This is a genomic window from Bacteroidia bacterium, from assembly GCA_016218155.1.
In the GTDB taxonomy this organism is placed as follows: domain Bacteria; phylum Bacteroidota; class Bacteroidia; order Bacteroidales; family GWA2-32-17; genus GWA2-32-17.
In genome coordinates, this window is record JACREQ010000105.1 from 25,807 (window position 1) to 51,880 (window position 26,074).

Annotated in this window: 16 protein-coding genes; 11 read left to right on the forward strand and 5 right to left on the reverse strand. The window is 32.0% G+C overall.

Annotated features, from left to right (window positions below; translation table 11 throughout):
• Positions 1–89: 89 nt before the first annotated feature.
• On the reverse strand, positions 90–2,015 hold the full coding sequence (locus tag HY951_16560; GenBank protein MBI5541673.1) for a RecQ family ATP-dependent DNA helicase: 1,926 nt from the start codon (positions 2,013–2,015) through the stop codon (positions 90–92).
• A gap of 124 nt (positions 2,016–2,139) precedes the next feature.
• Here HY951_16560 and guaB point away from each other — a divergent pair, with 124 nt between their 5' ends.
• Genes guaB through HY951_16590 form a run of 6 tightly spaced genes read left to right on the forward strand, consistent with a single transcriptional unit; the run spans position 2,140 to position 10,424 of the window.
• Positions 2,140–3,612, forward strand: a complete 1,473-nt coding sequence (gene guaB / locus HY951_16565; protein MBI5541674.1) for an IMP dehydrogenase — start codon at positions 2,140–2,142, stop codon at positions 3,610–3,612.
• Positions 3,613–3,621: 9 nt separating this feature from the next.
• Positions 3,622–5,628 carry a peptidylprolyl isomerase gene (locus tag HY951_16570; protein ID MBI5541675.1) on the forward strand — a complete coding sequence of 669 codons (2,007 nt, stop codon included), beginning with the start codon at positions 3,622–3,624 and terminating at the stop codon, positions 5,626–5,628.
• A 41-nt stretch (positions 5,629–5,669) separates the two neighbouring features.
• Positions 5,670–6,512 (forward strand): peptidyl-prolyl cis-trans isomerase, encoded by an 843-nt coding sequence (locus HY951_16575; protein ID MBI5541676.1) that lies wholly within the window; start codon positions 5,670–5,672, stop codon positions 6,510–6,512.
• Positions 6,513–6,514: 2 nt separating this feature from the next.
• Positions 6,515–7,858, forward strand: coding sequence for a peptidylprolyl isomerase (locus HY951_16580; protein ID MBI5541677.1), 1,344 nt, complete (start codon positions 6,515–6,517; stop codon positions 7,856–7,858).
• A gap of 23 nt (positions 7,859–7,881) precedes the next feature.
• A complete protein-coding gene (locus HY951_16585; protein MBI5541678.1) occupies positions 7,882–8,859 on the forward strand; it encodes a MoxR family ATPase in 978 nt (325 codons plus the stop codon).
• A gap of 38 nt (positions 8,860–8,897) precedes the next feature.
• Positions 8,898–10,424, forward strand: a complete 1,527-nt coding sequence (locus HY951_16590; GenBank protein MBI5541679.1) for an organic solvent tolerance protein OstA — start codon at positions 8,898–8,900, stop codon at positions 10,422–10,424.
• 30 nt (positions 10,425–10,454) lie between these two features.
• Here HY951_16590 and HY951_16595 read toward each other — a convergent pair whose 3' ends face one another.
• A complete protein-coding gene (locus HY951_16595; GenBank protein ID MBI5541680.1) occupies positions 10,455–10,676 on the reverse strand; it encodes a DUF2795 domain-containing protein in 222 nt (73 codons plus the stop codon).
• Between the two features lie 330 nt (positions 10,677–11,006).
• On the opposite strand from HY951_16595, the gene HY951_16600 reads away from it, so the two are divergent.
• Both HY951_16600 and murI read left to right on the forward strand, forming a co-directional pair.
• Complete coding sequence (locus HY951_16600; protein MBI5541681.1) at positions 11,007–14,825, forward strand: choice-of-anchor L domain-containing protein; 3,819 nt, start codon at positions 11,007–11,009, stop codon at positions 14,823–14,825.
• Between the two features lie 102 nt (positions 14,826–14,927).
• A complete protein-coding gene (gene murI / locus HY951_16605) occupies positions 14,928–15,758 on the forward strand; it encodes a glutamate racemase (protein MBI5541682.1) in 831 nt (276 codons plus the stop codon).
• On the opposite strand, the gene HY951_16610 is transcribed toward murI, so the two are convergent.
• Entirely contained in the window at positions 15,748–16,935 is a 1,188-nt protein-coding gene (locus HY951_16610; GenBank protein ID MBI5541683.1) for a SpoIIE family protein phosphatase, read from the reverse strand. The genes murI and HY951_16610 overlap by 11 nt on opposite strands.
• A gap of 162 nt (positions 16,936–17,097) precedes the next feature.
• Between HY951_16610 and HY951_16615 the strand changes: the two genes are divergently transcribed.
• The 3 genes from HY951_16615 to HY951_16625 all read left to right on the forward strand — a co-directional run bounded on the left by HY951_16615 (position 17,098) and on the right by HY951_16625 (position 23,440).
• Positions 17,098–19,995, forward strand: a complete 2,898-nt coding sequence (locus tag HY951_16615; GenBank protein ID MBI5541684.1) for a M28 family peptidase — start codon at positions 17,098–17,100, stop codon at positions 19,993–19,995.
• A 318-nt stretch (positions 19,996–20,313) separates the two neighbouring features.
• Positions 20,314–21,771, forward strand: coding sequence for an aminoacyl-histidine dipeptidase (locus HY951_16620; GenBank protein MBI5541685.1), 1,458 nt, complete (start codon positions 20,314–20,316; stop codon positions 21,769–21,771).
• A gap of 271 nt (positions 21,772–22,042) precedes the next feature.
• The gene (locus HY951_16625; protein ID MBI5541686.1) at positions 22,043–23,440 is read left to right on the forward strand and encodes an MFS transporter; all 1,398 of its coding nucleotides are present in this window, start codon (positions 22,043–22,045) and stop codon (positions 23,438–23,440) included.
• 72 nt (positions 23,441–23,512) lie between these two features.
• On the opposite strand, the gene HY951_16630 is transcribed toward HY951_16625, so the two are convergent.
• Positions 23,513–24,031, reverse strand: a complete 519-nt coding sequence (locus tag HY951_16630; GenBank protein ID MBI5541687.1) for a hypothetical protein — start codon at positions 24,029–24,031, stop codon at positions 23,513–23,515.
• Positions 24,032–24,038: 7 nt separating this feature from the next.
• A complete protein-coding gene (locus HY951_16635) occupies positions 24,039–26,024 on the reverse strand; it encodes a DUF362 domain-containing protein (GenBank protein ID MBI5541688.1) in 1,986 nt (661 codons plus the stop codon).
• Positions 26,025–26,074: the final 50 nt, after the last annotated feature.

Below are 26,074 nucleotides of genomic sequence, written 5' to 3' on the forward strand. Positions count from 1 at the left end.
TATTTTTAACTCAATGTTTAAATTAAGTTTAAAAATAAAACATAAATATTATTATAAAACAGCTTTGAATTTATAATTTCAAAAAAGTTCTAAACATTTTCGTTAAGTGTATGAGACCACTTCAATCTATTATGTTTATTATATGAAATTTTCCCATGATCTAACAACCATTGAATAACTTTAACTGTTTTTTCTTTTGGGTAATCAGACTTCTCGACAAGATCGTTAAGCTCGAATGATTCAGCAGATAATGCTTGCTTTATTTTCTCCAGAATGTTATCAAATTCAAAATTACTCAAACCTAATTCGTTTCTCTGCCTACAAACATCGCAAACTCCACAACGAAAAGGATTTTTCTCACCAAAATATAATAAAAGTAGTTGATTTCTACATTTATTATTTGTGAATGCATAATTTAAAACGTGTTCAATTCTTTTTATCAAACGGCTTTTTCTATCTCTGTAATTTGCCGGTGAAAATATTACAGATTTATCTTCCAGCCTGTTTTCTGTATACATTAAAAACGGACTTTTTTTCCTAGGCAAATACTCAATAACATCATACTTATTTAAATCTAAAAATATTTTTACAAGTTCGTCTTTACTAATACCTGCTCGTTTTGCTAAAAATTCTTCGTCTATTCTTACATAATCATTAAAAAGGCCAGAATATGACCGCAATAAAAATTTAATAACAGCATCATACTTTTCATACCTTAATTGAAAATTATATAATTCATCTCTATTTGGTAAAAAATGAAGTCTCGAAGGAGTTTCAATTTCATCGGTTAAAGTAATGTAGCCTTCTTGTTCCAGAAGCTTTAAACTACTAAAAGCTACAAGAATCTCAAATTTATATTGACTTACAAAGCCTGTAAGGCTAAATTCAAATTCTCGTCCTTTTCCGGAACCGATAGGTACCTGCAAATAATTTCCTAAAGCATTATAAACCTGCCTGATTTTATCTATTGGAGGAAATGAAATTTCAACCTGCTCTGCAAGCTTCATTCTATCAACCTCATTAACAAGTAAAACCGCAAACGACCTTTTTTCATCTCTACCCCCTCTACCTGCTTCCTGAAAATACGCTTCTATTGAATCAGGTAAATCCATATGAACAACAAAACGTACATCAGGTTTATCTATACCCATTCCAAAAGCATTTGTAGAAACCATTATTCTACATTTACCTGATTTCCAATCTTCTTGTTTTTTATTTCGGGTTTGCATATCAAGACCCGCATGATAAAAATCTGCTGAAATCTTTTGTTTTCTTAAAAAATTTGCAATCTCAACAGTTTTTTTTCTGTTTCGGACATAAACTATACCTGTACCTGGACTATGATTTGATATTTTAAGTAAATCAGCAAATTTATCTTCGGTATGTTTTACAAAATATGTAAGATTTTTTCTTTCAAAGCTTTTCTGAATTGCATTTTTACATTTAAAAAGTAATTTATTCTGAATATCTTCAACAACTTCAGGAGTTGCAGTTGCAGTTAATGCAAGAATCGGAGTTTTAGGAATTAATTCGCGAATTTCTGCAATTTTTAAATATGATGGTCGAAAATCATAACCCCATTGTGAAATACAATGAGCCTCATCAACAACAAGAAAATTAACTTTCATCCCCTTAATTTTCTCTCTAAATAAATCGGTTCCTAATCTTTCCGGAGATAAGTACAAAAATTTAAGTTCTGGGTCAAAACAGGCATTTTCAAGAGCCAGATCAATTTCTCTTTGAGACATTCCCGAAAAAACCATATTTGCTTTAATATTCTTCTTTCTTAAATTTTCTACCTGATCTTTCATTAAAGCAATTAAAGGTGTTACAACTAAGCATACACCTGGCTTAGCTAGAGCAGGAACCTGAAATGTAATTGACTTACCTCCACCAGTTGGAAGCAATCCTAGAGTATCATTTCCTTTAAATACAGAAATAATAATTTCTTCTTGTAACTCTCGAAATTTTGTATAACCCCAGTACTTTGCTAATATTTCCTTAAACTCATTCAATTGATTTACTTACAATTACAATTTACAAAAATCTTGTTAAAAAATACAAAAAAATAGCACAGGAAACATCATGTCAGCATTTTTTTAGTAATTTCACGCAATTTTAATCTAAATCAGCTTACAAATGTCATTTTTAGCAGATAAAATTTTAGACGAAGGCTTAACCTTTGATGATGTATTACTTGTTCCATCATATAGTGAAGTGATGCCCAGACAGGTTTCATTATGCTCACAATTTACCAGAAATATTAGTATAAATATTCCGGTTGTTTCTGCAGCAATGGATACTGTTACAGATTCTACTCTTGCAATAGCAATGGCACGTGAAGGAGGTATTGGGGTCATTCATAAAAATATGACCATAGAGCAGCAGGCAAAGGAAGTTATGAGGGTAAAGCGTGCCGAAAATGGAATGATACTGGATCCAATCACAATAAGTAAAGATGGAACAGTTGGAGATGCACTAAATTTAATGAAAGAATATAAAATTGGAGGAATTCCAGTTGTTGACAAAAATAAAATCTTAGTGGGCATTGTTACAAACCGCGACTTACGTTTTCAGCAAAATGCAAAACGTCCTATTAAAGAAGTAATGACATCAAAAAACATTATTACAACATCTCAATCTACCGATTTACATAAAGCCTCTGAGATTTTACAACATCACAAAATTGAAAAACTTCCTGTTGTTGACAGTAAAAACAGATTAATAGGTTTATTAACCTATAAAGATATAACAAAAGCCAAAGATCGTCCTAATTCATGTAAAGATGAAAAAGGAAGATTAAGAGTTGCCGCAGCAGTTGGTGTAACATCAGATACAATAGACAGAATTGACGAACTTGTAAATGCACAAGTTGATGCTATTACAATTGATACTGCCCATGGTCATTCGAAAGGTGTTATTGAAATGCTCAAAAGAGCCAAGAAAAAATATCCTTCAATGGAATTTATTGTTGGCAACATTGCAACCTCTGAAGCTGCAAAAATACTTGTAAAAGCAGGTGCAGATGCAGTAAAAGTGGGCATTGGTCCTGGTTCAATTTGCACAACCAGAATTATTGCTGGTGTTGGAGTTCCTCAGCTTTCTGCAATTTATGAAGTTGCAAAAAGTATAAAGGGCAGCGGAGTTCCTGTAATTGCAGACGGTGGAATACGTTATTCAGGTGACATTGTTAAAGCACTGGCAGCCGGCGCAAGCTCAATAATGGCAGGAAGTCTATTTGCAGGAGTAGAAGAATCACCAGGCGAAACAATTATTTTTCAAGGCAGAAAATTTAAATCATACAGAGGAATGGGTTCTATTGAAGCAATGCAAAAAGGCTCAAAGGATCGTTATTTTCAGGACATGGAAGATGATATTAAAAAACTTGTTCCAGAAGGTATATCAGCAAGAGTTCCATACAAAGGAACTTTATATGAAGTTTTATACCAAATGGTTGGTGGTCTAAGAGCAGGAATGGGATATTGCGGGTCGCAAAATATTACAGCATTACAAAACGCAAAATTTGTTCGATTAACCAGTGCAGGTGTTACAGAAAGTCACCCACACGGTGTAACAATCACAAGTGAAGCACCAAATTACAGTAGAGAATAACAATTAACAATGAATAATAAAATTATGACACGTTTCATTAATTTAACAGGTTTATTTGTGCTGCTATCAGTGGCAACAGTTTTCGGACAAGCAAATGATGATGATGCAACATTGCTAACCATTGACAACTCTAAAATTTCAAAGGGAGAATTTGTCCGTATTTACAAAAAGAATAATACTAAGGACACTCAAATTGATAACAAATCACTAAATGATTATTTAGAGTTATTTATTAATTTTAAATTAAAAGTTCTTGAAGCTCAAAAATTAGGATTAGATACAGTTGAAACCTTTAAAAAAGAATTGGCAGGTTACAGAAAACAATTATCTATTCCTTATCTTGTAGATAAAGATGTTGATGAAAAATTACTAAAAGAAGCCTATGAAAGAAAAAAGATTGCATTACGTGCAAGTCATATTTTAATAAAGTTATCTGACAATCCTACACCACAAGACACATTAGTTGCTTATAACAAAGCATTTGATTTATACAAGCGAGCTATAGCCGGTGAAGATTTTGGAAAGCTAGCCAAAGAAAACTCTGAAGATGAAACTACAAAAAACACGGACGGAGATATCAGTTACTTCTCAGTTCTTTCAACAGTTTATCCGTTTGAAAATGCTGCTTACAATATGAAAGTTGGTGATATTTCAACACCAGTAAGAACTGCATTTGGTTATCATGTAATTAAACTTACCGAAAAAACAACTAACCCTGGAGAAGTAAAAGTTGCACATATTATGGTTATTGTTCCAAGAGATGCAAAACCAGAAGATGTAAAGAAAGCCGAGGATAAAATAAACGATGTATATGCTAAATTACAAGCTGGTGACGACTTTGGAAAAACTGCATTAGAGTTTTCTGATGATAAATCATCTGCAAAAAAAGGTGGAGAGCTTCCTTGGTTTGGAACCGGAAGGATGGTACCTGAATTTGAAGCAGCAGCTTTTGCTTTAAAAAATAAAGGCGACTATTCAAAACCAGTAAGAACAGCTTTTGGATGGCATATACTTAAAAAGGTTGACAGCAAACCTGTTGGAACATATGAAGAAGTTAAATCAGATTTGCAAACAAAGCTCACAAAAGATAGTCGTGCTCAACAAAGCAGAATATCTTTAATTGGAAAATTAAAGAAAGAATATAATTATAAATTAAACGACAAACAACTTGCAGAATTTTATAAAGTTGCCGACACTTCATTATTCACATGTAACTGGAAAGCTGTAAAAGCTGCTGCTTTAACAAAACCATTGTTTACAATTGGTGATTCAACTTATAATCAGAAACAGTTTGCAAATTATTTAGAAAATAACAAGAAAAAAACAAAAACTGAAAACGTTGCTCCGGTAATGCTAACAATGTTCATTAACGAACAATTTAACAAATTTTCAGAAGATAAAATAATTGCATACGAAGAAGCAAGATTAGACAGTAAATTTCCACAATTCAGATATTTAATGAATGAATACCATGATGGTATTTTACTTTTTGATTTAACCGATAAAATGGTATGGTCTAAAGCTGTTAAGGACACTGTTGGGTTAAAAGAATTTTATGAAAAAAATAAGAATAATTACATGTGGGAAAAACGTGCAGATGTAACAACCTTTCAATATGCTGATGATAAAGCAAAAGATGAGACTTTAAAACTTATCGAGAAAAAAATTGCTAAAGGTTATACAAATGAAGACATTGTAAAAATGGAAACTAAAAAAGATACTTTAGCTTTAAAAATTGTTGAAAACAAACTTTATCAGAAAGGTGATAATACAACTATTGACAATATCGCTTTTAACGAACAGTCAGCTAACAACAAAGCATTTGGATTAAACACAGAAAAGCATTATATATATTATGTTAACAAAATGATAGAACCTCAGGTAAAAACATTGCCTGAAGCTAAGGGTCTAGCTACAGCAGACTATCAGGCTTTTCTTGAGAAAAACTGGATTACTGAGTTAAGGGCTAAGCATACAATAACAGTTAACAAAGAAATTTTATCTACTATAAAATAAATATTTACGGGAAGATTTTTTCTTCCCGTTTTTTTCATAAAATGAAAATTTCATCTTTTATAATCATTTTATTGGCTTTTAATATTGCCTGTTCGTCGGATAAAGTTTCTGACGAAAAACCGATTGCCAGAGTGTATAACGAATATCTATACCCATCAGATTTAAAAGATATTTTAAGTGGGGTATCATCTAAAGAAGATAGCATAGAGCTTGTAAAAAGCTTTACAGAGAAATGGGCAAAAAAACAAGTTCTTCTTCATCTGGCTGAAGTAAACCTAAACGACGAGCAAATGGATGTAAGCCGTGAATTAGAAAATTATAAAACCTCACTATTAATATATAAATATCAACAAAGTTTTATTGCTCAAAAATTAGATACAATTATTTCAGATCAGGAAATAACAGAATACTATAATGCACATCCGAATGAGTTTTATTTAGAAGAAAATATAGTAAAAGCAATATTTATAGAACTTCCAAAATCAGCACCAAATCCCGAAAAAGCAAAAGCATTATATTCGAGCACAAAAGAAAAGGACTTAAAAAAACTTGACGATTATTGTAACAAATACGCATTTAAGTTTGATAATTTTAATGATAATTGGGTATCATTTAATACAATTTTAGAGATGACACCTACAACTATTACTGATCAGGAATCATTTCTAAAAACAAATAAGCAGATTGAAGTAAGCGATACAAATTATTTTTATTTTGTTAGCATCAGAGAATTTCAACTTGCAGGAAGTTCTGCCCCATTAGAATCTGCAAGAAAATTAATTACACCGATTATACTTACTAAACGCAAAATTGATTTATTAAATAAATTAGAAAATAATGCGTTAAAAGATGAATCAAATAAAAAGAATTTTGAAACCTATTAAACATGAATAAAAAAGCCATTTTCCTTTTTTCTTTTTTTACAATATTTAGTTATTCAAACTGGATATTCTCACAAGATAAAGTAATTGATCAAATTATTGCGATAGTTGGTAACAACTACATTTTAAAAAGTGATATTGAAGGTCAGTTTGTACAATTAGAAAAAAACAGCAATGAAGTAGATTTAAAATGTACAATTTTTGAAGGACTTTTATACCAAAGCTTATTACTTCACAGAGCCGATTTAGACAGTATTACAATTACTGATAAAGAAGTAGATTCTCAAATTGACAGAAAAATAAGAATGTTTATTTCTCAGGCAGGTTCAGAAAAAAGACTTGAAGAATCAATAGGAAAAACAATTCAGGAAATAAAAGTTTTATTACGTGAGTCATTAAAAAAACAGATGTTAGCTGAAAAAATGATGGATAAACTTACAGGTAGTTTAAAGGCAACACCATCAGAAATTCGCCAGTTTTTTAAAGATCTTCCTGTTGACTCAATTCCTATGATTAATGAGGAAATTGAATATGAGCAGATTGTTCTTTATCCAACAATTACCGACAAGGAAAAACTTGCTGTAAAAGCCAAGTTAAATGAATTACGAGAAAGAATCTTAAAAGGCGATAAATTCAGTACTCTCGCTGTTTTATATAGTGAAGATACACAAAGTGCTACAAAAGGTGGCGAACTTGGCTTTCTAGGACGAGGTGACCTTGTTCCTGAATTTGCTGCTGTTGCTTTTAAGTTAAAAGATGGTGAAGTATCAAAAATTGTTGAAACAGACTTTGGATTTCATATTATTCAACTTATTGAAAGACGTGGTGAACAAATAAATGTAAGACATATTTTAATCTCCCCTAAAGTTGACCCTGTATCTGCAGTAACCTGCAGAAGTAGATTAGACAGTCTTTCAAAGGCAGTAAAAACAGATTCAATTAAATTTAACAAAGCTGCAGAAAAATATAGTCAGGATGTTGAAACACGCTTAAACGGCGGATTAGCAATTAATCCTTACACTAATAACAGTAGATTTGATACAGAACAAATAGATGGTTCGATTTCTTACTGGACAAAAAAATTAAAGGTTGGAGAAATAAGTTCTCCATTTGAGTTTACTGACGAAAAAGCTAAAAAATGTTACAAAATAATCAGATTAAAAGCAAGATATCCGTCACATAAAGCAAATTTAACCGATGACTATCAGAAAATTCAGGAAGTTGCAATTGCTAAAAAGAAACAGGAAATAATGAATGAATGGATTGAGAAAGAACAAAAAACAACTTACATTCACATTGACAATTCCTATAAAAACTGCAACTTTATGTACAAAGGCTGGATTAAATAAATTACTTTTTAACAAATAATACGATGAATTCTTCTAACGATGTTGAAGCAATTAAAAACCTCAGACAAGCTCACGAAAGGCTCTCAAATGAAATAAAAAAGGTAATTATTGGGCAGGACGAAGTTGTAAAGGAAGTATTGATAACAATATTCAGTCGCGGTCACTGTTTATTAATTGGAGTACCTGGACTTGCAAAAACCCTTTTGGTTACTACAATTGCAAATTCACTCGGCTTAAAATATAAAAGAATACAGTTTACTCCCGATTTAATGCCATCTGACATTATTGGGACTGAAGTATTGGATGAAAATCGTCAATTTCGCTTTGTTAAGGGACCAATATTTGCAAACTTTATTCTTGCAGATGAAATTAACAGAACACCCCCAAAAACTCAGGCTGCTTTACTTGAAGCCATGCAGGAAAGATCTGTTACAGCAGCCGGTCAGCATTTTAATTTAGATAACCCATTTTTTGTTCTCGCAACACAAAATCCTATTGAACAGGAAGGAACATATCCCTTACCAGAAGCTCAGCTTGACCGTTTTATGTTTAACACAACACTTGATTATCCCAAATTTGATGATGAAATAAACATTGTTAGATCTACAACATCAGAAATAAAAACTAATGTTGAGAAAGTTCTAACTGCAGAAGATATAATTTTTTATCAGGATTTAATTCGTAAAGTTCCGGTTAACGACAATGTTTTAAGATATGCTGTTAATCTTACTTCTTCTACCCGCCCTGGAACTGAAAAAGCAAATGATTTTGCTTCAAAATATATTAACTGGGGTGCAGGTCCAAGAGCATCACAATTTTTAATAATAGGAGCAAAAACATTATCTGTATTAAATGGTAAATTCTCTCCAGATATTGAAGATGTAAAAGCCATTGCACACCCTATTTTAAGACACAGATTAGTTAAAAATTACAAAGCAGAAGCAGAAGGAATTTCAGTTGATAACATTATAACTGAATTATTAAAAGCAAACAAAGTATAATTAAATACATTTGCTATTTGTTAATTTTCGAAAAATAAATGAGAAGACTAGTCTTAATATTATTACAGTTTACAATAATAATTTTTACTTTAAGTGCACAACAAGTAAAAAAGATTGAGCTAATTAATGCCGACGCAATTGATTATGATGAAAATCTATTAGGAAAAGAAATTAAAAGGCTCTCTGGTAATGTAGCTTTTAAACATGATAGCGCTTTGTTATTTTGTGATAGCGCTTATTTTAATTCGGTAAGAAATAATGTTGTAATGTATGGACATGTGCATATAAATATTGGAGATACAATTCATTTATGGGGCGACTCAATCAGATATTATGGAAACACCAAGATAGCACAGGTTAGGAATAATGTTAAACTTACAAATAAAACTGCAATTTTAACAACAGATTCGATGAACTATGATCGAAATCTAAATACTGGATATTATTTTAACTGGGGAAAAATAAAAGATGGTGAAAATTCATTGGTAAGCGAATGGGGGTATTATTTCTCGTTGTTAAAAGATTTTGTTGCTGTAAAAAGTGTTATTTTAACAAATCCGCAATATCACATGTATTCTGACTCATTAAGGTATAATACAGAATCAGAAATTGCATCATTTTACGGACCTTCAAGAATTGTCGGTGATTCTAACTTAATTTATTGTGAAAATGGTTGGTATAATACTAAAACTGAAATAAGCCAATTTAACAAAAATGCTTTTTTAAAAAGTAAAGCACAAACAATTAAAGGTGATAGTTTATATTATGATAGAAATAAAAAATTTGGTAAAGCATATAAGAATGTTGAAATAATTGACACAACATCAAATATCTTGTTACTCGGAAACTATGGATATTATTATGAATCACCTGAGCAGGCCATGTTAACTGACAGTGCTGTATTTATTAATTATGGAAAAACCGACACACTATTTTTACATGCAGATACTTTAAGGTCAACAACTTTAAATGACAGTATTGGATTATTTAAGTTAATAAGGGCATACAATAAAGTAAGGCTTTTTAAACCAGACTTACAGGGAAGTTGCGATTCTTTAACATATTCTCTGAGAGACTCAGTTATCCGACTTTTTAATGTACCAATATTATGGTCAGATGTACATCAGCTAACAGCTGAATTTATTGAAATTCACACTAAAAACAACAAGGCAGATTACGTTGTGTTGCAAAATCTGGCATTTGTTATTTCGCAGGAAGATAGTATTCGCTTTAATCAGGTAAAAGGCAAAAACATGATTGGTTATATAATTAATAATGAACTTAACAGAATTGAAGTTGATGGAAACGGACAATCTATATATTTCCCAAAAGACAATAATGAATTAATTGGTGCAAATACTGCAGAAAGCAGTAAAATGACAATTTATTTAGATAGTGGTCAGGTTGCCAGAATATTATTCCTTACTAAACCTACAGCAGTTCTTCACCCAATAGATGAGTTACCGGCAACGGAATTGCTTTTACCTAACTTTCGCTGGTATAAAAATTTAAGACCAATAAAAAAGGAGGATATTTTTAATAAATTAGAAAGTCCGAATCCTTAAATATCAAAACCAATTTGATATTTAAAAATTTTAGTATTCGTCTTCGTTAAATAAAAAATCTTCTTTAGTAGGATAATCAGGCCAGATATCTTCTATATTGTCATAAACCTCACCTTCGTCTTCAAGTTCCTGTAAGTTTTCAATTACCTCCATTGGCGCACCAGAACGAATAGCAAAATCGATAAGTTCATCTTTGGTAGCTGGCCAAGGGGCATCCTCTAATTTCGAGGCTAATTCAAGAGTCCAATACATATGTTAGTCAGTTTTGATAGCTATTCTAAGTTTTCAAATATTTCGCGAAATTATACTTTTTTTTTATACCATCAACATTTTTCTTCTAATAATAAAAAATAGTTATAGAAATGCATTTTTTATTCTGATAATATAGAAGTTATGATTATACAATATTTTAAAATGTTTTCAACAATTATTTTTTAAATTCAATACCATCAAATATTTTTAGATTCGTGTTTAATTCATTTTTAACACTTTAATATTTGGAGTTTTGAAAAAATATTTTACATTTGTCAGGTTAACCAGATAACTAAAATTAAATTTGTTCATTAAACCTAATTTAAACTTATGAAACTATTATTTTATTTAGTATTATTTTGCTTAGTTTCTTTTGGTTTCTTTGAAACTAGTAATGCTCAGGTTACAATTTCAACTATGAATAATCCTGCAAGTTTTTTTGTAGATCAATTAGTTGGATCTGGAGTAACATATTCTAATGCAACTTTCAGTAATACCGGAGCTGCATATGCAAGCACTTCATCATCAAATTATGGACTATTTAACAATGCATCCTCTGTTATTGGAATTAGTAATGGTATAATTTTATCAACAGGAAATGTTTTAGGTGCACCTGGTCCAAACTCCTTAGCTGATATGTCTACTGTAAATGTAAGAGGCGGAGATGGTACTTTAAATTCTATTATATCTCCTACATACGATGCAATGGGTCTTGAATTTGATTTTGTTCCTGAATCTAACGTAATCACATTCAGATATGTTTTTGCTTCTGAAGAATATAATGAATTTGTTGGCGATATTTATAATGATGTTTTTGGTTTCTTTGTTACTGGGGGTCCAGAAGCTTATTCAAATAAAAATATTGCAATTGTTCCAGGTACTGGAACTACACCGGTTGCAATTAATTCTGTAAATAATGGATATGGCGCAGCCGGATCAACTGGTGGTGGATGTACAAACTGCTCTTACTACAGGGATAATGGTGTCAGTGCATATAATCTACAATATGATGGCTTTACAACTGTATTAACTGCAACTTGTAGTGTAACACCATGTGCAGTATATCACATGAAAATAATTATTGCAGATGTTTCAGACTATGTTTATGACTCCGGAGTTTTTCTAGAGTCAGGAAGCTTTACAAGCCCTTCAATAAATCAAATAGATGTTGCATACTCAAATCCCCTTGCCGGTGGAAATGCTGCAATGGTTGAAGGTTGCAGCAATGGACAAATAACATTTGGATTAACAAGTCCAACTCCTTTTAACAGAAATATTCCATTTGCAATAGCAGGATCAGCTACTTTTGGAACAGATTATTATACCATTCCTGATATTTCTGGAACATGGTCGGCACCAAACAATTATTTTGTAACAATCCCTGCTGGTCAATCAACAACAACTCTAACAATAGTCCCAATAAACGAGGGAACTGTTGAATCTTCTGAAAACATTGACTTTACAATACAAACAAATTTATGCGGAACACCAGTAGTTCAGAATGGTTCTTTAAATATTCTGGATAATTCAACTCCATTTTCAAGTACAATAACAGCAGATCAGACAATATGTCTGGGGAATAATGCAACTATTGGACTAAATATTAATGGAGGACAAAATCCTATTTCATATACCTGGAATCCTACCGGATATACCACTGGCACAATAACAGTAAACCCACCGGCTAACCAAACATATACTGTAACTGCTACTGACGCATGCGGTTCAACAACTACCGGAACAACAACAGTGAATGTTAACAATATACCAACTGTTGTTCCATTTCCAACATCTGAAACTTTTTGTAGTGGCTCAACTACAAACATTGCTCTTTCTTCTGCTGTTACCGGAGCTACATTCAACTGGACTGTTAATGCCGGTGCAAATATTTCAGGCGCGTCATCTGGTTCTGATATTACAATTTCACAAACTTTGATAAATTCAGGAACAACTCAGGAAAGTGTTACATATACTGTTACCCCTTCTGCAAACGGATGTAGCGGTCCTCCAACAGACATAACGATTTATGTAAATCCGAGTCCAACAGCAACTGCAACTACAACTCCGGTAACCACTTGTTCTGGCACCCCTGACGGTTCTATAACAATTAATGCAACAGGTGGAACAGCTCCTTTAAATTATTCTCTTGATGGCGGTGCAACAGGAACAAATAATATTTTCTCCAATTTAGGCATTGGTGGTCATACTGCTATTATTACCGATGCTGCTGGTTGTCAGTTTACATTAAGTAATATTGATATTGCAGGAAATACAGGAATATCTATCACAAGCATTACACCTATAGATGTAAATTGTTATGGAGAAAACTCAGGAAGCTTAACTATTACAGCCCCAGGTGCAACTCAGTATAGCATAAATAACGGAACCGACTGGTTCCCAACAAATACTTTTAACAGCTTAACCGCAGGCACATATAATGTAGTGGTAAGTGATGCCGGCAACTGTCAGGATGCACAAAGTATTACTATCTCATCACCTTCAATTATAGTTATTGACTCTACGGTTACCAACATGCTCTGCACAGTATTAGGAGATGCTACATTATCAGTAAATGGTGGCGTTACTCCATATTCATATACATGGTTTGACAGTACAACTTTACCATCTCACAATAATTTAACAAATGGCACTTATTTAGTTACTGTTTCAGACTCACATTCATGTACCGTAATAACATCTGTTATTGTTGGCTATGATGATGGCAATTTAAGTTTACAAAATAACATTTCAAACATATCCTGTCATGGTGACTCTACCGGGAATATTTCACTGATAGTGCAAAACGGAACATCACCATTTGTTGCAACATGGTCAGGAATTACAAATACCAGCTTAACCTTATCAGGATTAGGTGCAGGCACATATGACGTTACTGTTACTGACATAAACGGATGTACAGTAAACTCTTCCATAAATATTGTTGAACCTTCACAAATTTCTTTAGACTCTTCAGTGATTAATCATACTTGCGGAACACTAGGAAGCATAACAATCACTCCTTCAGGCGGAACCCCAGGATATTTATATTATTGGAATACTCCCGGTTCAACTGCAATGTTAAATAATTTACCTGCTGGTATTTATACTGTAACGGTTACAGATGCATTAAACTGTTCTGCTACAACAAATGCAGAGGTTGGACTTATCACAACTTCTGGTATTGGGCAATCAACAATAACTAACGTTCAATGCAATGGAGAATCAAACGGAGCTGCAACTATAACTATTACAAATGGTATAGCACCATTTTCATGCATATGGCAGCATGATGTTACAAATACAACCAATACGGCATCAAATCTTTCAGCAGGAAATTACCTCGTTACAGTAACTGATACTTATGGTGCCTGTGTGGTACCATTATCAATAGAAATAACACAACCATCTACTTTAACAATTAGTCCAATTATTACACATATTACTTGCAACAACTTAAATAATGGAGTAATTGTAGCAAATGCATCTGGAGGAACAATTCCATATCAGTATAACTGGTCTAACAATTTAACAACAGCAAGTTTAACAAATCTTCCTGAAGGAGATTATGATTTAACAATAACAGATGGCAATAATTGTATTGATTCTGTTTTAAATATTAATATTACAAACCCAACTGCTCTTACTATTTCAACATCATTCATTAATCCTACTTTTTTCAACTCTACTGACGGAGCAGCCACTGTTTATACTAATGGAGGAACCTTACCATACTCATATAGCTGGTCAACAGGACAAACTACACAAATAATTACAAGTATCGGAAATGGTTTATATATTGTTACGGTAACCGATTTTAACAATTGTAATGAAATTGACACAATTTTAATAGACGTTCCTGAATTACCTGTTGAAATTCCAACAGTAATAACTCCTAACGGTGATGGGAAAAATGATGATTTTGAAATCACAAATATTCTTGGTTACAGTGATATTTCAGTAGAAATATTTAACAGATGGGGAGATAAAATATTTTCATTTACAGGTTCTGGTCTTGAATATACAACTAGTTCAAACAGGTGGAACGGAACAAGAAAAGGAAAAGATTTACCCATGGGATCATACATTTTTATTATAAAACTAAACAACGGAAGAGAACCTGTAACAGGAGTTGTCTCAATAATCCGCTAAAATATTCTCACAATAAAAAAAAGACTGTTAATATAAATTAGCAGTCTTTTTTTATTCAACAAATAATAATATTTATAGCTTTGCTCAATATTTTATTAAAATATGCTTAAAAATTCTCCCGGTCCTATTGGTGTATTTGATTCTGGTTTTGGTGGATTAACAATTTTAAAAGAATTCGAGAAAAAATTACCACAATACGATTACATTTATTTAGGCGATAATGCCCGCTCACCATACGGAGGAAGATCATTCTATGTAGTTTATCAATATACCCTACAGGCAGTAAATCATTTATTTTCTCAGGGATGTCATTTGGTAATTCTGGCTTGTAATACGGCATCAGCAAAAGCATTAAGAACAATACAGCAAAACGATCTACCAAAAATAGATTCTAATCGTCGTGTACTTGGAGTAATAAGACCAAGTGCCGAAGCTGTTGGAAATTTAACAAAGACAAGAGAAGTAGGTATTTTAGGTACAGCAGGAACAGTACTTTCAGAATCATATCCGATAGAAATAGAAAAACTTTTTCCTGAAATTAAAACGTTCCAACAAGCTTGCCCATTATGGGTTCCATTAGTAGAAAACGGAGAACACAAAAATTCCGGTGCGGATTATTTCTTTGAAAAAGACATTAATGCTTTACTGTCTAAAAGTAAAAATATAGATACTATAATTTTAGGCTGTACACATTACCCATTAATTGCTGAAACAATTAGAAAATTTGTACCTCCGCATATAAAATTAATTTCTCAGGATACCATAATTGCGGATAGTCTTATTGATTATTTAAATCGCCATTCAGAAATTAAAAATAAATGCACAAAAAACGGAACAATAAAATTTGAAACAACAGATATTGCTGACGTTTTTTCCGCCAGAGGTGAAATTTTTTACGGCAAAGAAATAAAATCAGAACAAATTACACTCTGATTCCGATTACTAAAATATCATCAACCTGCTCTTCGTTTCCTTTCCAGTCAAGAAATCTCTTTTTAAGATATTGTTTTTGATTTTCAACAGGCTCTTCGCAAACCTGTACTAAAATCTCTTCAAGTTGTTTATATTTTAATTTCTTTCCTTTCGGTCCGCCAAACTGATCGGCATACCCATCAGAAAAAAGATAAACCATGTCGCCTTTAGAAACAGGCAAACCATTATTCGTATATACATCACCTACTCCATCTTCGTTTACACCAATAGGAAATTTATCAGCCTTAACCTCTATTAATTCTTTATTATGAATGTAATAAATAGAATTATATGCACCTGCGTATTCAAAGGTTCGCATCTGATTATCAATACTTATTAACGATAAATCCATACCATCTTTTACTCCGCTTTCGTTATGAGCCTGCCTTAAAATTTCAGTAACACCAACATCAAGAAATCCAAGAATATCTGAAGGTCTGGTTATTCTATTAATTTTTACTGCCTGGTTTAATAAATTATAACCAATAACAGACATCATTGCACCAGGAACACCATGTCCGGTACAATCTACAGCAGCAACAATAGTATAACCATTTGTTTGTTCAACAAAAAAGAAGTCACCACTAACAACATCCTTAGGCATATATAAAATAAAACTATTAGGTAAACATTGATTAACATAACTTTCAGGTGGTAACAAAGCACACTGAATTTTATAGGCATACTGAATACTATCTGTTAATTCTTTCTTTTGATGTGTAATAGTTGACATTTGAGAAACTACCAAATCACGTTGAGCTTCAATTTCATCACGTTGTGCAGTAATTTCATCTCTTTGCGAAGTAATTTCCTCTTTATGTTGCTCAAGATGTTGGTTCCTTAACTCAATAACACTTTTTTGGTTTTCAATTATTCTTTTTTGTGCTTTAATAAAACGATCCCAATAAAAGATACCTTCAATAACTATCCATATTAGAAAAAACAAAAAAGTAAGTATTGCATAATCTGAAAACAGTTTCCTAAAAATAGAATCTGTTTCTGCAGATTTATCAACCGGGAAGAAAAACAAATAAACTATAGCAGCTACAAATGTTAAAAAGAAAAAAGTATAACCATACACAAACTGCTTGCGGGTAACAGGTAATATACCGTATATTTTAATTTTAAATTCTTCCATATTTAATTTAACTATGATTTTATGTTTATTTAATTATCAACAAAAATATGAAATGATTTTATTTGAATGCATTATTTTCGATTAAGTTTTAAAACAAACCGATCTTTTTGTTCATTTCAGATAAATATTTAAATTTGAGAAAACAATTAAGTAATCATATATATGATAAACAATAATATTGGATGGCATGCTCTAATGACTGATTTCACGTTGTTACACAGCGAAGGAAATTTTCCCCTGCAGGCTTATTCAGAATTTATGCCTCCGCCAAGAGTGGGTATTTCGCCATATGGAGAAATTGATTACAACATTTTTTCAAAAAACGATGAATATGGATGGCATATTTCTGAACTTGAGGAAGAAAGCGAGCTAAAGCCTGGCATAGTGCATATTGGGGAACAAATAATGCATCAAATTATAAAACTTGGGAAAGGTGAAACCGTAAATCATATTGCTGGGCATCAACATCATAACCTTACGAACAATGTGTACTGGCCTGATGAATTATCAAAAAATGCAGGAAAGTTTGTAAATGAGAAATTTGTAGTTTTTTTACCCCTTGTATTTTCTAAAACACAAGATGATAAAGGAAGAGTAAGATGGACTTTTTTTGGTGGAAGCGAACAGGGGCCTGAAAAAGCATTCTGGAAAAGCTTTTATAATTCGCCAGACAACGAAAAAGATGAAACAGATTCTTTAAATTATATTCAAAATATTATTAAAGATGCATTTGGTGAAAATTTTATTGATAATATTAATTTAAACGACTGTGGCTTTAAAGTTTTACCAACTTCTTCATGCACTTCCCTTCCATCATGGACTAAACAATATATAATAAAAGAAACTGATTCATTTGAAAACGTAAAATATCTATTAACTTTTAAACCATTTTCTGAGCTACCACAACAATTAAAAGAACAATATTTACAAGGTAAAACTGCACTTTTACCATTTCCGGGAAGCTTAGTTTTCTGGGGAATGCCAACGTATAATAAATTAAAACATGAACTACCCACTGCCCAGCAAATTTCATTATTAAAACTTGTTGCCAGACACAGTGGTAACGGAGGAGTACGTGTACCTCAATCTGGATGGTTACATGAACCTCATCCAGATATAAAAGAAAAAGATATTCATCTGAACCTTGTTAATAACACATATCACCGTACACATCGTTGGCAAAGAATCCATAAACATGAAGATGAATTATTACAAACACCAAGAGCTGATAAACTTATTAAAATTCTTTTTAGCACAGACTTAGACACTATAGGACTTTACGATAAGCCACTTGCCAGAAATTGCCAATTATGGACTAATGACTACAAACTAATAATTGACGGACCAAAAGCAAAACGAATTAATATTTTGCACGCAGAAACACATTTAGCAAAAGGAGGTTTATTTGGTTATCGGTTTCTTTTTCCACCAATGCAAGTTGGATTATATGAAGTGTACTGGCACAGACCATTAGTTGCTTATCTGTCGTCGAAAACAAATGAAATAACTATACAGTCTGAAAGTTTAAATGGATATTTTACTGCGTATAATATTCAAGATAAAAACATTAATAATGTTATTGAACTCTGGCCAAGATTATTAAAAAGGAAATCTCATTTAACAGCAATATATTCTCTTGACCGAAAACATGATCATTACCACCACCAGACAGCTCATAACATTATAACATTAATTGACAAGTTTCATGAATTAGGAGAAAAAAAGTTAAGCAGAGAATTTGCAAGACATTTGTTACAAATAAGCAAACATGAATCTTTAGATCAATGGTTAAGGGAGATTGCCGTAAAAGCAACAAATAAAGCAGATGGAGAATTTTTGTTAAAAGAAGTTGAAAAAGTTATTGAAAGCAAAGAAGCAGTCAACACATTACCAGAATCTATAACATTTAACAAAACAGCAAATAGAAAATTTGAAGAATCGTGGTGGAATGACATTAATTTTTTAGCTCATGGTGCATTTATAAATAAAGACAACGCAGATTGTGTTCAAGACGATCCTACTTTAACAAATATTACACATAAGAAAAGAGATTTGGAACCGTTAGGTGATTACCTTTTAGACAGACACAAGAAAGCAATTTCAGAAGCTAAGATGGAAGGCATTGCACTTTGTGGCGAAACACCTTTTAAATGGGACACCGATTTTTCATTTGATGCATTTGGTGGCTGGAGAATGAATCAGGAAGGAAAAACATATGAAAGAAATATTCTTGTAATAATTCCGGGCAAAAACAGAAATGAAGCAGTTATTATGGGGGATCATTACGATACTGCTTATATGGAAGATGTTTATGATAAAGATAACGGAGGCACAGGTGCACGGCTTTCTGCAAAAGGAGCTGATGATAATTACTCCGCATCCTCTACTTTGTTACAGGCAGCACCAATTTTTCTTGAGATGTCTAAAAAAGGGCTTTTAGAAAGAGATGTTTGGCTTATGCACATTACAGGAGAAGAATTTCCTTCTGATTGTTTGGGTGCCAGATTTTTCTGTCGTTCAATAATTGAAAAGACTTTAAAATTACATTTAGGAAACGAAAAATATATTGACCTTTCATCAACAAAAATAGTAGGTGCATTTATTATGGATATGATTGGTCATAATAAAGATACAGATCGTGACATTTTTCAGATATCTCCGGGAAAAAGTGTTGAATCAACAAAAATTGCTTATCAGGCACATATTGCAAATCTAATGTGGAATCAGTTAGCGTATAAGTTAAACTGTAATTCTGCAAGAAGTAATTTAAACCGAGGTAAAAGAAGTACTGATGGTATTACAATTCCTGAGGTTGCAAAGCATTTACCATTAATGGGTGAGGTTAGAACAAAATTACACACTCATAGTTCATTGTACAATACTGATTGTCAGATTTTATCGGACGTAGGCATACCTGTAGTTTTATTTATGGAAAACTATGACTTACATCGCACAGGTTACCATGATACTCACGATACAATGGAGAACATTGACCTTGACTACGGTGCTGCTTTTGCTGCTATTTGCATTGAAACAGTAGCAAGGGTTGCTACGCAATAATTATTATAGTAACAATGTTCAATTGTCAGGTCAAAAGTCCTGAAAATATAAAAAAAATGTCATTCAGAGCCCTTCCTTCGTCAGGATGAACTCCGCGAAGAACTTTTTCACCGAAGGTAATCTAGTTAAGTATACATAGATCCTTCGTTACGTTTCACTTCACTCTGGATGACAAAACGAATCAAAAACACTCTCGTGTCTTAAGAATTTAGCAATAATTGAAAGTTGCACAACATAAAATTATTATTGATTGTTTGAATAATAAAATAAAAAAATACTTACTTTTAAATTCTTAATTGAAACTAAAATACAAATAACATGGGCAAGTTAAATCATTTGAATCCTACGCAAGTATGGGAAAATTTTGAAGCGTTGTGTAATATTCCTCATCCTTCAAAAAAAGAAGAAAAGATAATTCAGTACATGAAAGAGTTTGGCGAAAAACTCGGTTTAAAAACTATTGTTGATGAAGTTGGAAACGTAATAATTAAAAAACCTGCAACTCCTGGTATGGAAAACAGAAGAGGAATTATTATGCAGGGACACCTTGATATGGTTCCACAAAAAAACAGCGATAAAGTTCACGATTTCGAAAAAGATCCTATTGTACCTTGGATTGATGGTGAATGGGTAAAAGCTACAGGCACTACTTTGGGTGCAGATAATGGATTAGGTGTTGCAGCAGCAATGGCAGTAATGCAGGCAAAAGATTTTGCTCATGGTCCTGTTGAATGTTTATTTACTGTTGATGAAGAAACCGGAATGACAGGTGCCTTTGAATTAAAACCAGGTCTGCTTGATGGCGATATTCTTTTAAATCTTGACTCTGAAGATGAAGGTGAACTATATGTTGGTTGTGCAGGCGGTATTGATGCCAGTATCAAATTTCATTATACAGAAGAAGCAGTTCCTTCAAATCATGTAGCTTATAAACTTTCTATAACTGGTTTAAAAGGTGGTCACTCTGGTTTGGAAATTATTCTTTACAGAGGAAACTCAAACAAGTTAATGAACAGATTCTTTAAATATGCTCAGAAAGAATTTAGCTTAAGAATTGCTACAATTGATGGCGGAAGTTTAAGAAATGCTATTCCTCGCGAATCATTTGCAACAGTTGTTATACCTGTTGAAAAAGAAGCAGCATTTGCAAAAGGTATTTCTTCTTTTGAATCAATTGTTAAGAAAGAATTTTCAGATGCAGATCCTGATTTTAAATTTGCCGCTGAGAAAACAGCAATGCCTGCAAACATAATTGATTTGAAAACACAAACAGAATTAATTAATGCTGTTTATGCTTGTCCAAATGGAGTTATTCGTATGAGTGATTCAATGCCAGGACTAGTTGAAACTTCAACAAATTTAGCAATAGTAAAATCTGCAAATGGTGTAATTTCTATTGCATGTTTACTTCGCAGTTCAGTTGATTCTGCTAAAGAAGATTTGGTAGAGGCTATTCACAGTACTTTTGCAATGACAAGTGCAAAAATAGAATTTGAAGGCGGTTACCCTGGATGGAAACCAAATATGAATTCAGCAATCTTAAAAACTGCTGGTGAAGTTTATCAGAAAAAATTTGGCAAAGTACCAGATATTAAAGCAATTCATGCAGGACTAGAATGCGGTTTACTTGGTGGAGTTTATCCTAACTGGGATATGATTTCTTTCGGACCAACTATTCGATACCCACATTCTCCAGATGAAAAAGCAAACATTCCTTCTGTACAAAAATTCTGGGATTTCTTAGTTGAAGTTCTTAAAAATGCACCATTGAAATAATTTTTTCAAAAAATAATTTAAGCCGTATCTCATTTAAGTAATGAAATACGGCTTTTTTATTTTACTGTATTATTGAATGTTAAAAAAGTCGAATAAAACACGACTTTTTATTCCTTTCATTTTTTGATACAATTATGATTTTTGTGGACTAAAAATAATCCTCTAAATGTTTAGTAGACGATATTTTTTATAGCTTTGCCCTGTTAAAAAAAACGTTCATATCATCATAAAGAAATTAGGTTTAATTTAAAATCTCAACATTAATAATATCATGGTTGAAAAAATTCAAAAGACCTTAAGAGACAGTAAAGCTGCTCGTTGGACAGCTTTAGCAGTTGTAGCATTTACAATGCTTTGCGGTTATTACTTAGCAGATGTTATGGCTCCCTTAAGTGGACTTTTAGAGCAACAATTACATTGGAATAGTGAAGAATATGGTTTTTTCACAAGTGCATATGGTTGGTTTAATGTATTTTTATTTTTCTTAATTATCGGAGGTATTATACTCGATAAAATGGGGGTTCGTTTTACAGGTTTAATGGCCACCATAATAATGGTTGTCGGAATTGGATTAAAATATTGGGCTGTATCAACAACATCACTTGACGGAGTTGTTATTTTTGGATGGAAAGGTCAGGTAATGCTTGCCGCACTTGGTTTTGCAATTTTTGGTGTTGGTATTGAGGTTGCCGGAATTACAGTATCTAAAATTATAGTAAAATGGTTTAAAGGAAAAGAAATGGCTCTTGCAATGGGTCTGGAAATGGCAACTGCAAGAATCGGTACTGGTCTGGCAATTGGTACATCACTTCCTATAGCAAAATACTTTGGTACAGTTTCAATGCCTCTGCTTTTTGGATTAGTAATGGCTTGTATTGGATTAATCGCTTTTATTTTATATACATTCCAAGACAGAAAACTTGATATTTCTCAAGCAGCTTTTGACAAACAAAATGCTGTTGAAAATACAGAAGAAGCATTTAGTGTTAAAGACATATTAAAAATAGTTACAAATAAAGGCTGGTGGTATATTGCATTACTTTGTGTTTTGTTTTACTCTGCAGTATTCCCATTCCTTAAATATGCCACTGATTTAATGATTCAAAAATTTCATGTTCCAGAAGATTGGGCAGGACTTATTCCAGCCTTACTCCCATTTGGAACAATTGTCTTAACTCCATTCTTTGGAAACTTATATGACCGTAAAGGTAAAGGAGCAACAATCATGATTATTGGTTCCCTTTTATTAATATTTGTTCATACAATGTTCTCCATTCCATTTTTAAGTCATTGGTTAGTTGCAATAATATTAACAATTATTCTAGGAATAGGGTTCTCTTTAGTACCTTCTGCAATGTGGCCTTCAGTACCTAAAATTATACCTGAAAACCAATTGGGAACAGCATACTCTTTAATCTTCTGGGTACAAAACTGGGGATTAATGGGTGTACCTTATTTAATTGGATGGGTGTTAGAAAATTATTGTGTAACTCATCGTGTTGGCGAAACTGTAGATGGAGTTGTACTAACTGCTACTCAGTTTAACTATACAATCCCAATGATGATTTTTACTACCTTAAGTGTACTTGCTTTATTAGTTTCTTTGTTACTAAAAGCCGAAGACAAGAAAAAAGGATATGGTCTTCAACTACCAAACATCAAGAAATAACAAAATTTAGAATATTTTTTAAAGGTGTCTTAAATGGACACCTTTTTTATTTATTTAAATCGGAAATTAAGATTATTTTAAATTAATTTCCTTTCTTAAAAAAACATACAGATATATACTATAAATAACAGTTGTAATAAGTTGAATAGAAATTGGCGTAGAAATTAATTCTGTATTTAGAAATGTTAATTTTATTAGACCAAATTTAATAATGTAATAAATTACCTTACTTAGTATTATACTTATAAGAATAGCAGGAAAGTAATATTTTAATTTATTAGCAAGTAAAAAAAATAAAAAAACATTTAAAGATAATTCAAATGCAATTAGCATCATCTTTGGTAACTCGGGATGACTTGAAATTAGAAATGAAAATAAAGGTAATGTTACGGCAAGTATATATGCATTTCTTTTTGTAGTATGAACAAGGGCAATTATTAACATTAAGCGCATAGGTTCTATTAAATATACCGGCAGACTAATTAAATGTGATATTGTTGGAACCAAATAAATAAATGCTAGTGCACTAATATCAATTAAAACAGCAGTATATGAAATTCTTTGAAATAAGGTGGCTGAGAATGCTTTCATAAATATTTTATTTTTTAATAATTTTTAATCTCAATTTTTTATTTGACTCATTAACAGTCAGTAAATAAATTCCATTTTCAAAATTTGTTAAATCAAATTGTTTATCAGTTTCCTTATTAATTGTACCAGTAAATAATACTTTACCTGTAAGAGTTAAAAATGAAAACGTTATTTTTTTATTCTCAGAATTTGAAATCGTTATGAAATCATTAGTTGGATTAGGAAATACACTTACATTTACCTGATTAATTTCAACTATTTCTAAACCACCTTCATGCACTTTATACAACTCAATACCAATACCTGTTCCAAGATTTCGTGTATATTGTTTTAACAATGAATCATTCCAATGCTCATGAACTCCCAAAGAAGGAATTAAAACACCATCATTATCTGGGTCATATGTTATATTATCAGGCCACAAAGAAGAATCCGATGCCTGATGTAAATAATCATCAACTCCAAACCAGTTGGGCCTACTTTCAGCTATAGTGGGTCCATTATATTCAGTTCTTAAAAAATCGTGACAAACCGACTCAATTGCAACAGGATCTAAAGACATAAATATAGACGAACACCAATCATTTTGAAAAGGCAGTGAAAACCATTTTGATGGTACTCCCTGAGCATCATTACTTGGATATAAAGCATCAATAACAATTAACAAATTTTTTCCACTTAAAAGATTATGCATCATTATATCAGTCTGTACCCTATATAAGCCATAACCTAATCTTGTTGGACCATCGTAACCACCCATAAGACCATCATGAAGATGTAATGCCCATTGCCTTGTAAACGAACCAAAGTGATTTTTAGCGGCTAAAGTAATCCCTCCAGATGAATGCGCTTTCATTGTTGGAATATTTATAAGGTAATCTATGTCTTCATAAATTGTAAATAATTTATCTGTTACAGCTTGTGTCATTACCGAACCGTGATCGGAGAAAAACACTTTGTCATTTGTTGTAACAACTACAGGAGTTCTTCCATTTCCTGCAATATCAATTTCTGAATGAATTAAATTATTACCTAAATAATTTACATTTGGAAATTCGCTATGCCATAAATCATATAATTCTTTATAAATATTACGTGCAGGATCACCTATGTATATCATATTCTGAGGAACCTGCGCAACATTTACTAATTGTCGTAACATTGAAAGTACAATGTAGGGATTTGTTTCAGCTGCAAACGGATTAATGCTAAGATTATCATTACGACTTAAATCTGAATAAAACCTTAAATCTGCCAGTCCACCATATGCAGAAGTACAATTAATTTTCAATAAAATTTTTTGCCCAGAAGTATAACCAATATTTCCGTGTCCGTTTTTAACATTAAAGTAATTAAAAATTTTATTCCATGCCTGAACATTAGAAGTATCACCAGCAATTGCTTTTATTGATTTAATTACCATACTATCAATAACCAGCTCGTTATTGTTAGAATTCATATACCATCCATTATCACCGGCATCTATAACACCATTATTATTTGATGTATTGGTACAATTTTCATTCGTAGCATCCGGATCCCACATCCATGTTACCCTACCCGGAAATATCCCTTGCGCTACGCCAATAGGTGTATTGGGAGTAAAAGAATTAATATTTTTATAATCTTTATTTGCAAATATGTTTGTTTGCAAAAACAAATTTGAAGAAAGTAAAAGAAATGTTGCAAAAATTAAGAAAAGAAAAGAAAAGGCAAATTTTGATTTATAAAAATACTCTCTAAACCTTTTTAATGCAATAACTGCTCCTCCTAAGCTTAATAAATAAACTATAAAACCTGACATAAATGGTGCAGTAGCTTGCATACAAGGATAATTTGCCCTGCTTGGTTTTGGAATAACCCTAATTAAAAACCATATGGTTGCTAATAATCCCAGCACCAGAAAAACAAGCTTAGAATTTGTTTTTTTCTCTTTTAAAAAAGAAATCAATTTTTGAAATCTATTTGGTAAATATGGTAGAGGATTATACATGTTGTTTTAAGATTTATAATAAACAATTCAAATCCTATGAATAAGGCTAA

Coding starts and splice junctions, on each gene's coding strand:
- guaB (MBI5541674.1), top strand. CDS start 2,140: ATGTCATTTTTAGCAGATAAAATTTTAGACGAAGGCTTAACCTTTGAT.
- HY951_16570 (MBI5541675.1), top strand. CDS start 3,622: ATGAATAATAAAATTATGACACGTTTCATTAATTTAACAGGTTTATTT.
- HY951_16575 (MBI5541676.1), top strand. CDS start 5,670: ATGAAAATTTCATCTTTTATAATCATTTTATTGGCTTTTAATATTGCC.
- HY951_16580 (MBI5541677.1), top strand. CDS start 6,515: ATGAATAAAAAAGCCATTTTCCTTTTTTCTTTTTTTACAATATTTAGT.
- HY951_16585 (MBI5541678.1), top strand. CDS start 7,882: ATGAATTCTTCTAACGATGTTGAAGCAATTAAAAACCTCAGACAAGCT.
- HY951_16590 (MBI5541679.1), top strand. CDS start 8,898: ATGAGAAGACTAGTCTTAATATTATTACAGTTTACAATAATAATTTTT.
- HY951_16595 (MBI5541680.1), bottom strand. CDS start 10,676: ATGTATTGGACTCTTGAATTAGCCTCGAAATTAGAGGATGCCCCTTGG.
- HY951_16600 (MBI5541681.1), top strand. CDS start 11,007: ATGAAACTATTATTTTATTTAGTATTATTTTGCTTAGTTTCTTTTGGT.
- murI (MBI5541682.1), top strand. CDS start 14,928: ATGCTTAAAAATTCTCCCGGTCCTATTGGTGTATTTGATTCTGGTTTT.
- HY951_16610 (MBI5541683.1), bottom strand. CDS start 16,935: ATGGAAGAATTTAAAATTAAAATATACGGTATATTACCTGTTACCCGC.
- HY951_16615 (MBI5541684.1), top strand. CDS start 17,098: ATGATAAACAATAATATTGGATGGCATGCTCTAATGACTGATTTCACG.
- HY951_16620 (MBI5541685.1), top strand. CDS start 20,314: ATGGGCAAGTTAAATCATTTGAATCCTACGCAAGTATGGGAAAATTTT.
- HY951_16625 (MBI5541686.1), top strand. CDS start 22,043: ATGGTTGAAAAAATTCAAAAGACCTTAAGAGACAGTAAAGCTGCTCGT.
- HY951_16630 (MBI5541687.1), bottom strand. CDS start 24,031: ATGAAAGCATTCTCAGCCACCTTATTTCAAAGAATTTCATATACTGCT.
- HY951_16635 (MBI5541688.1), bottom strand. CDS start 26,024: ATGTATAATCCTCTACCATATTTACCAAATAGATTTCAAAAATTGATT.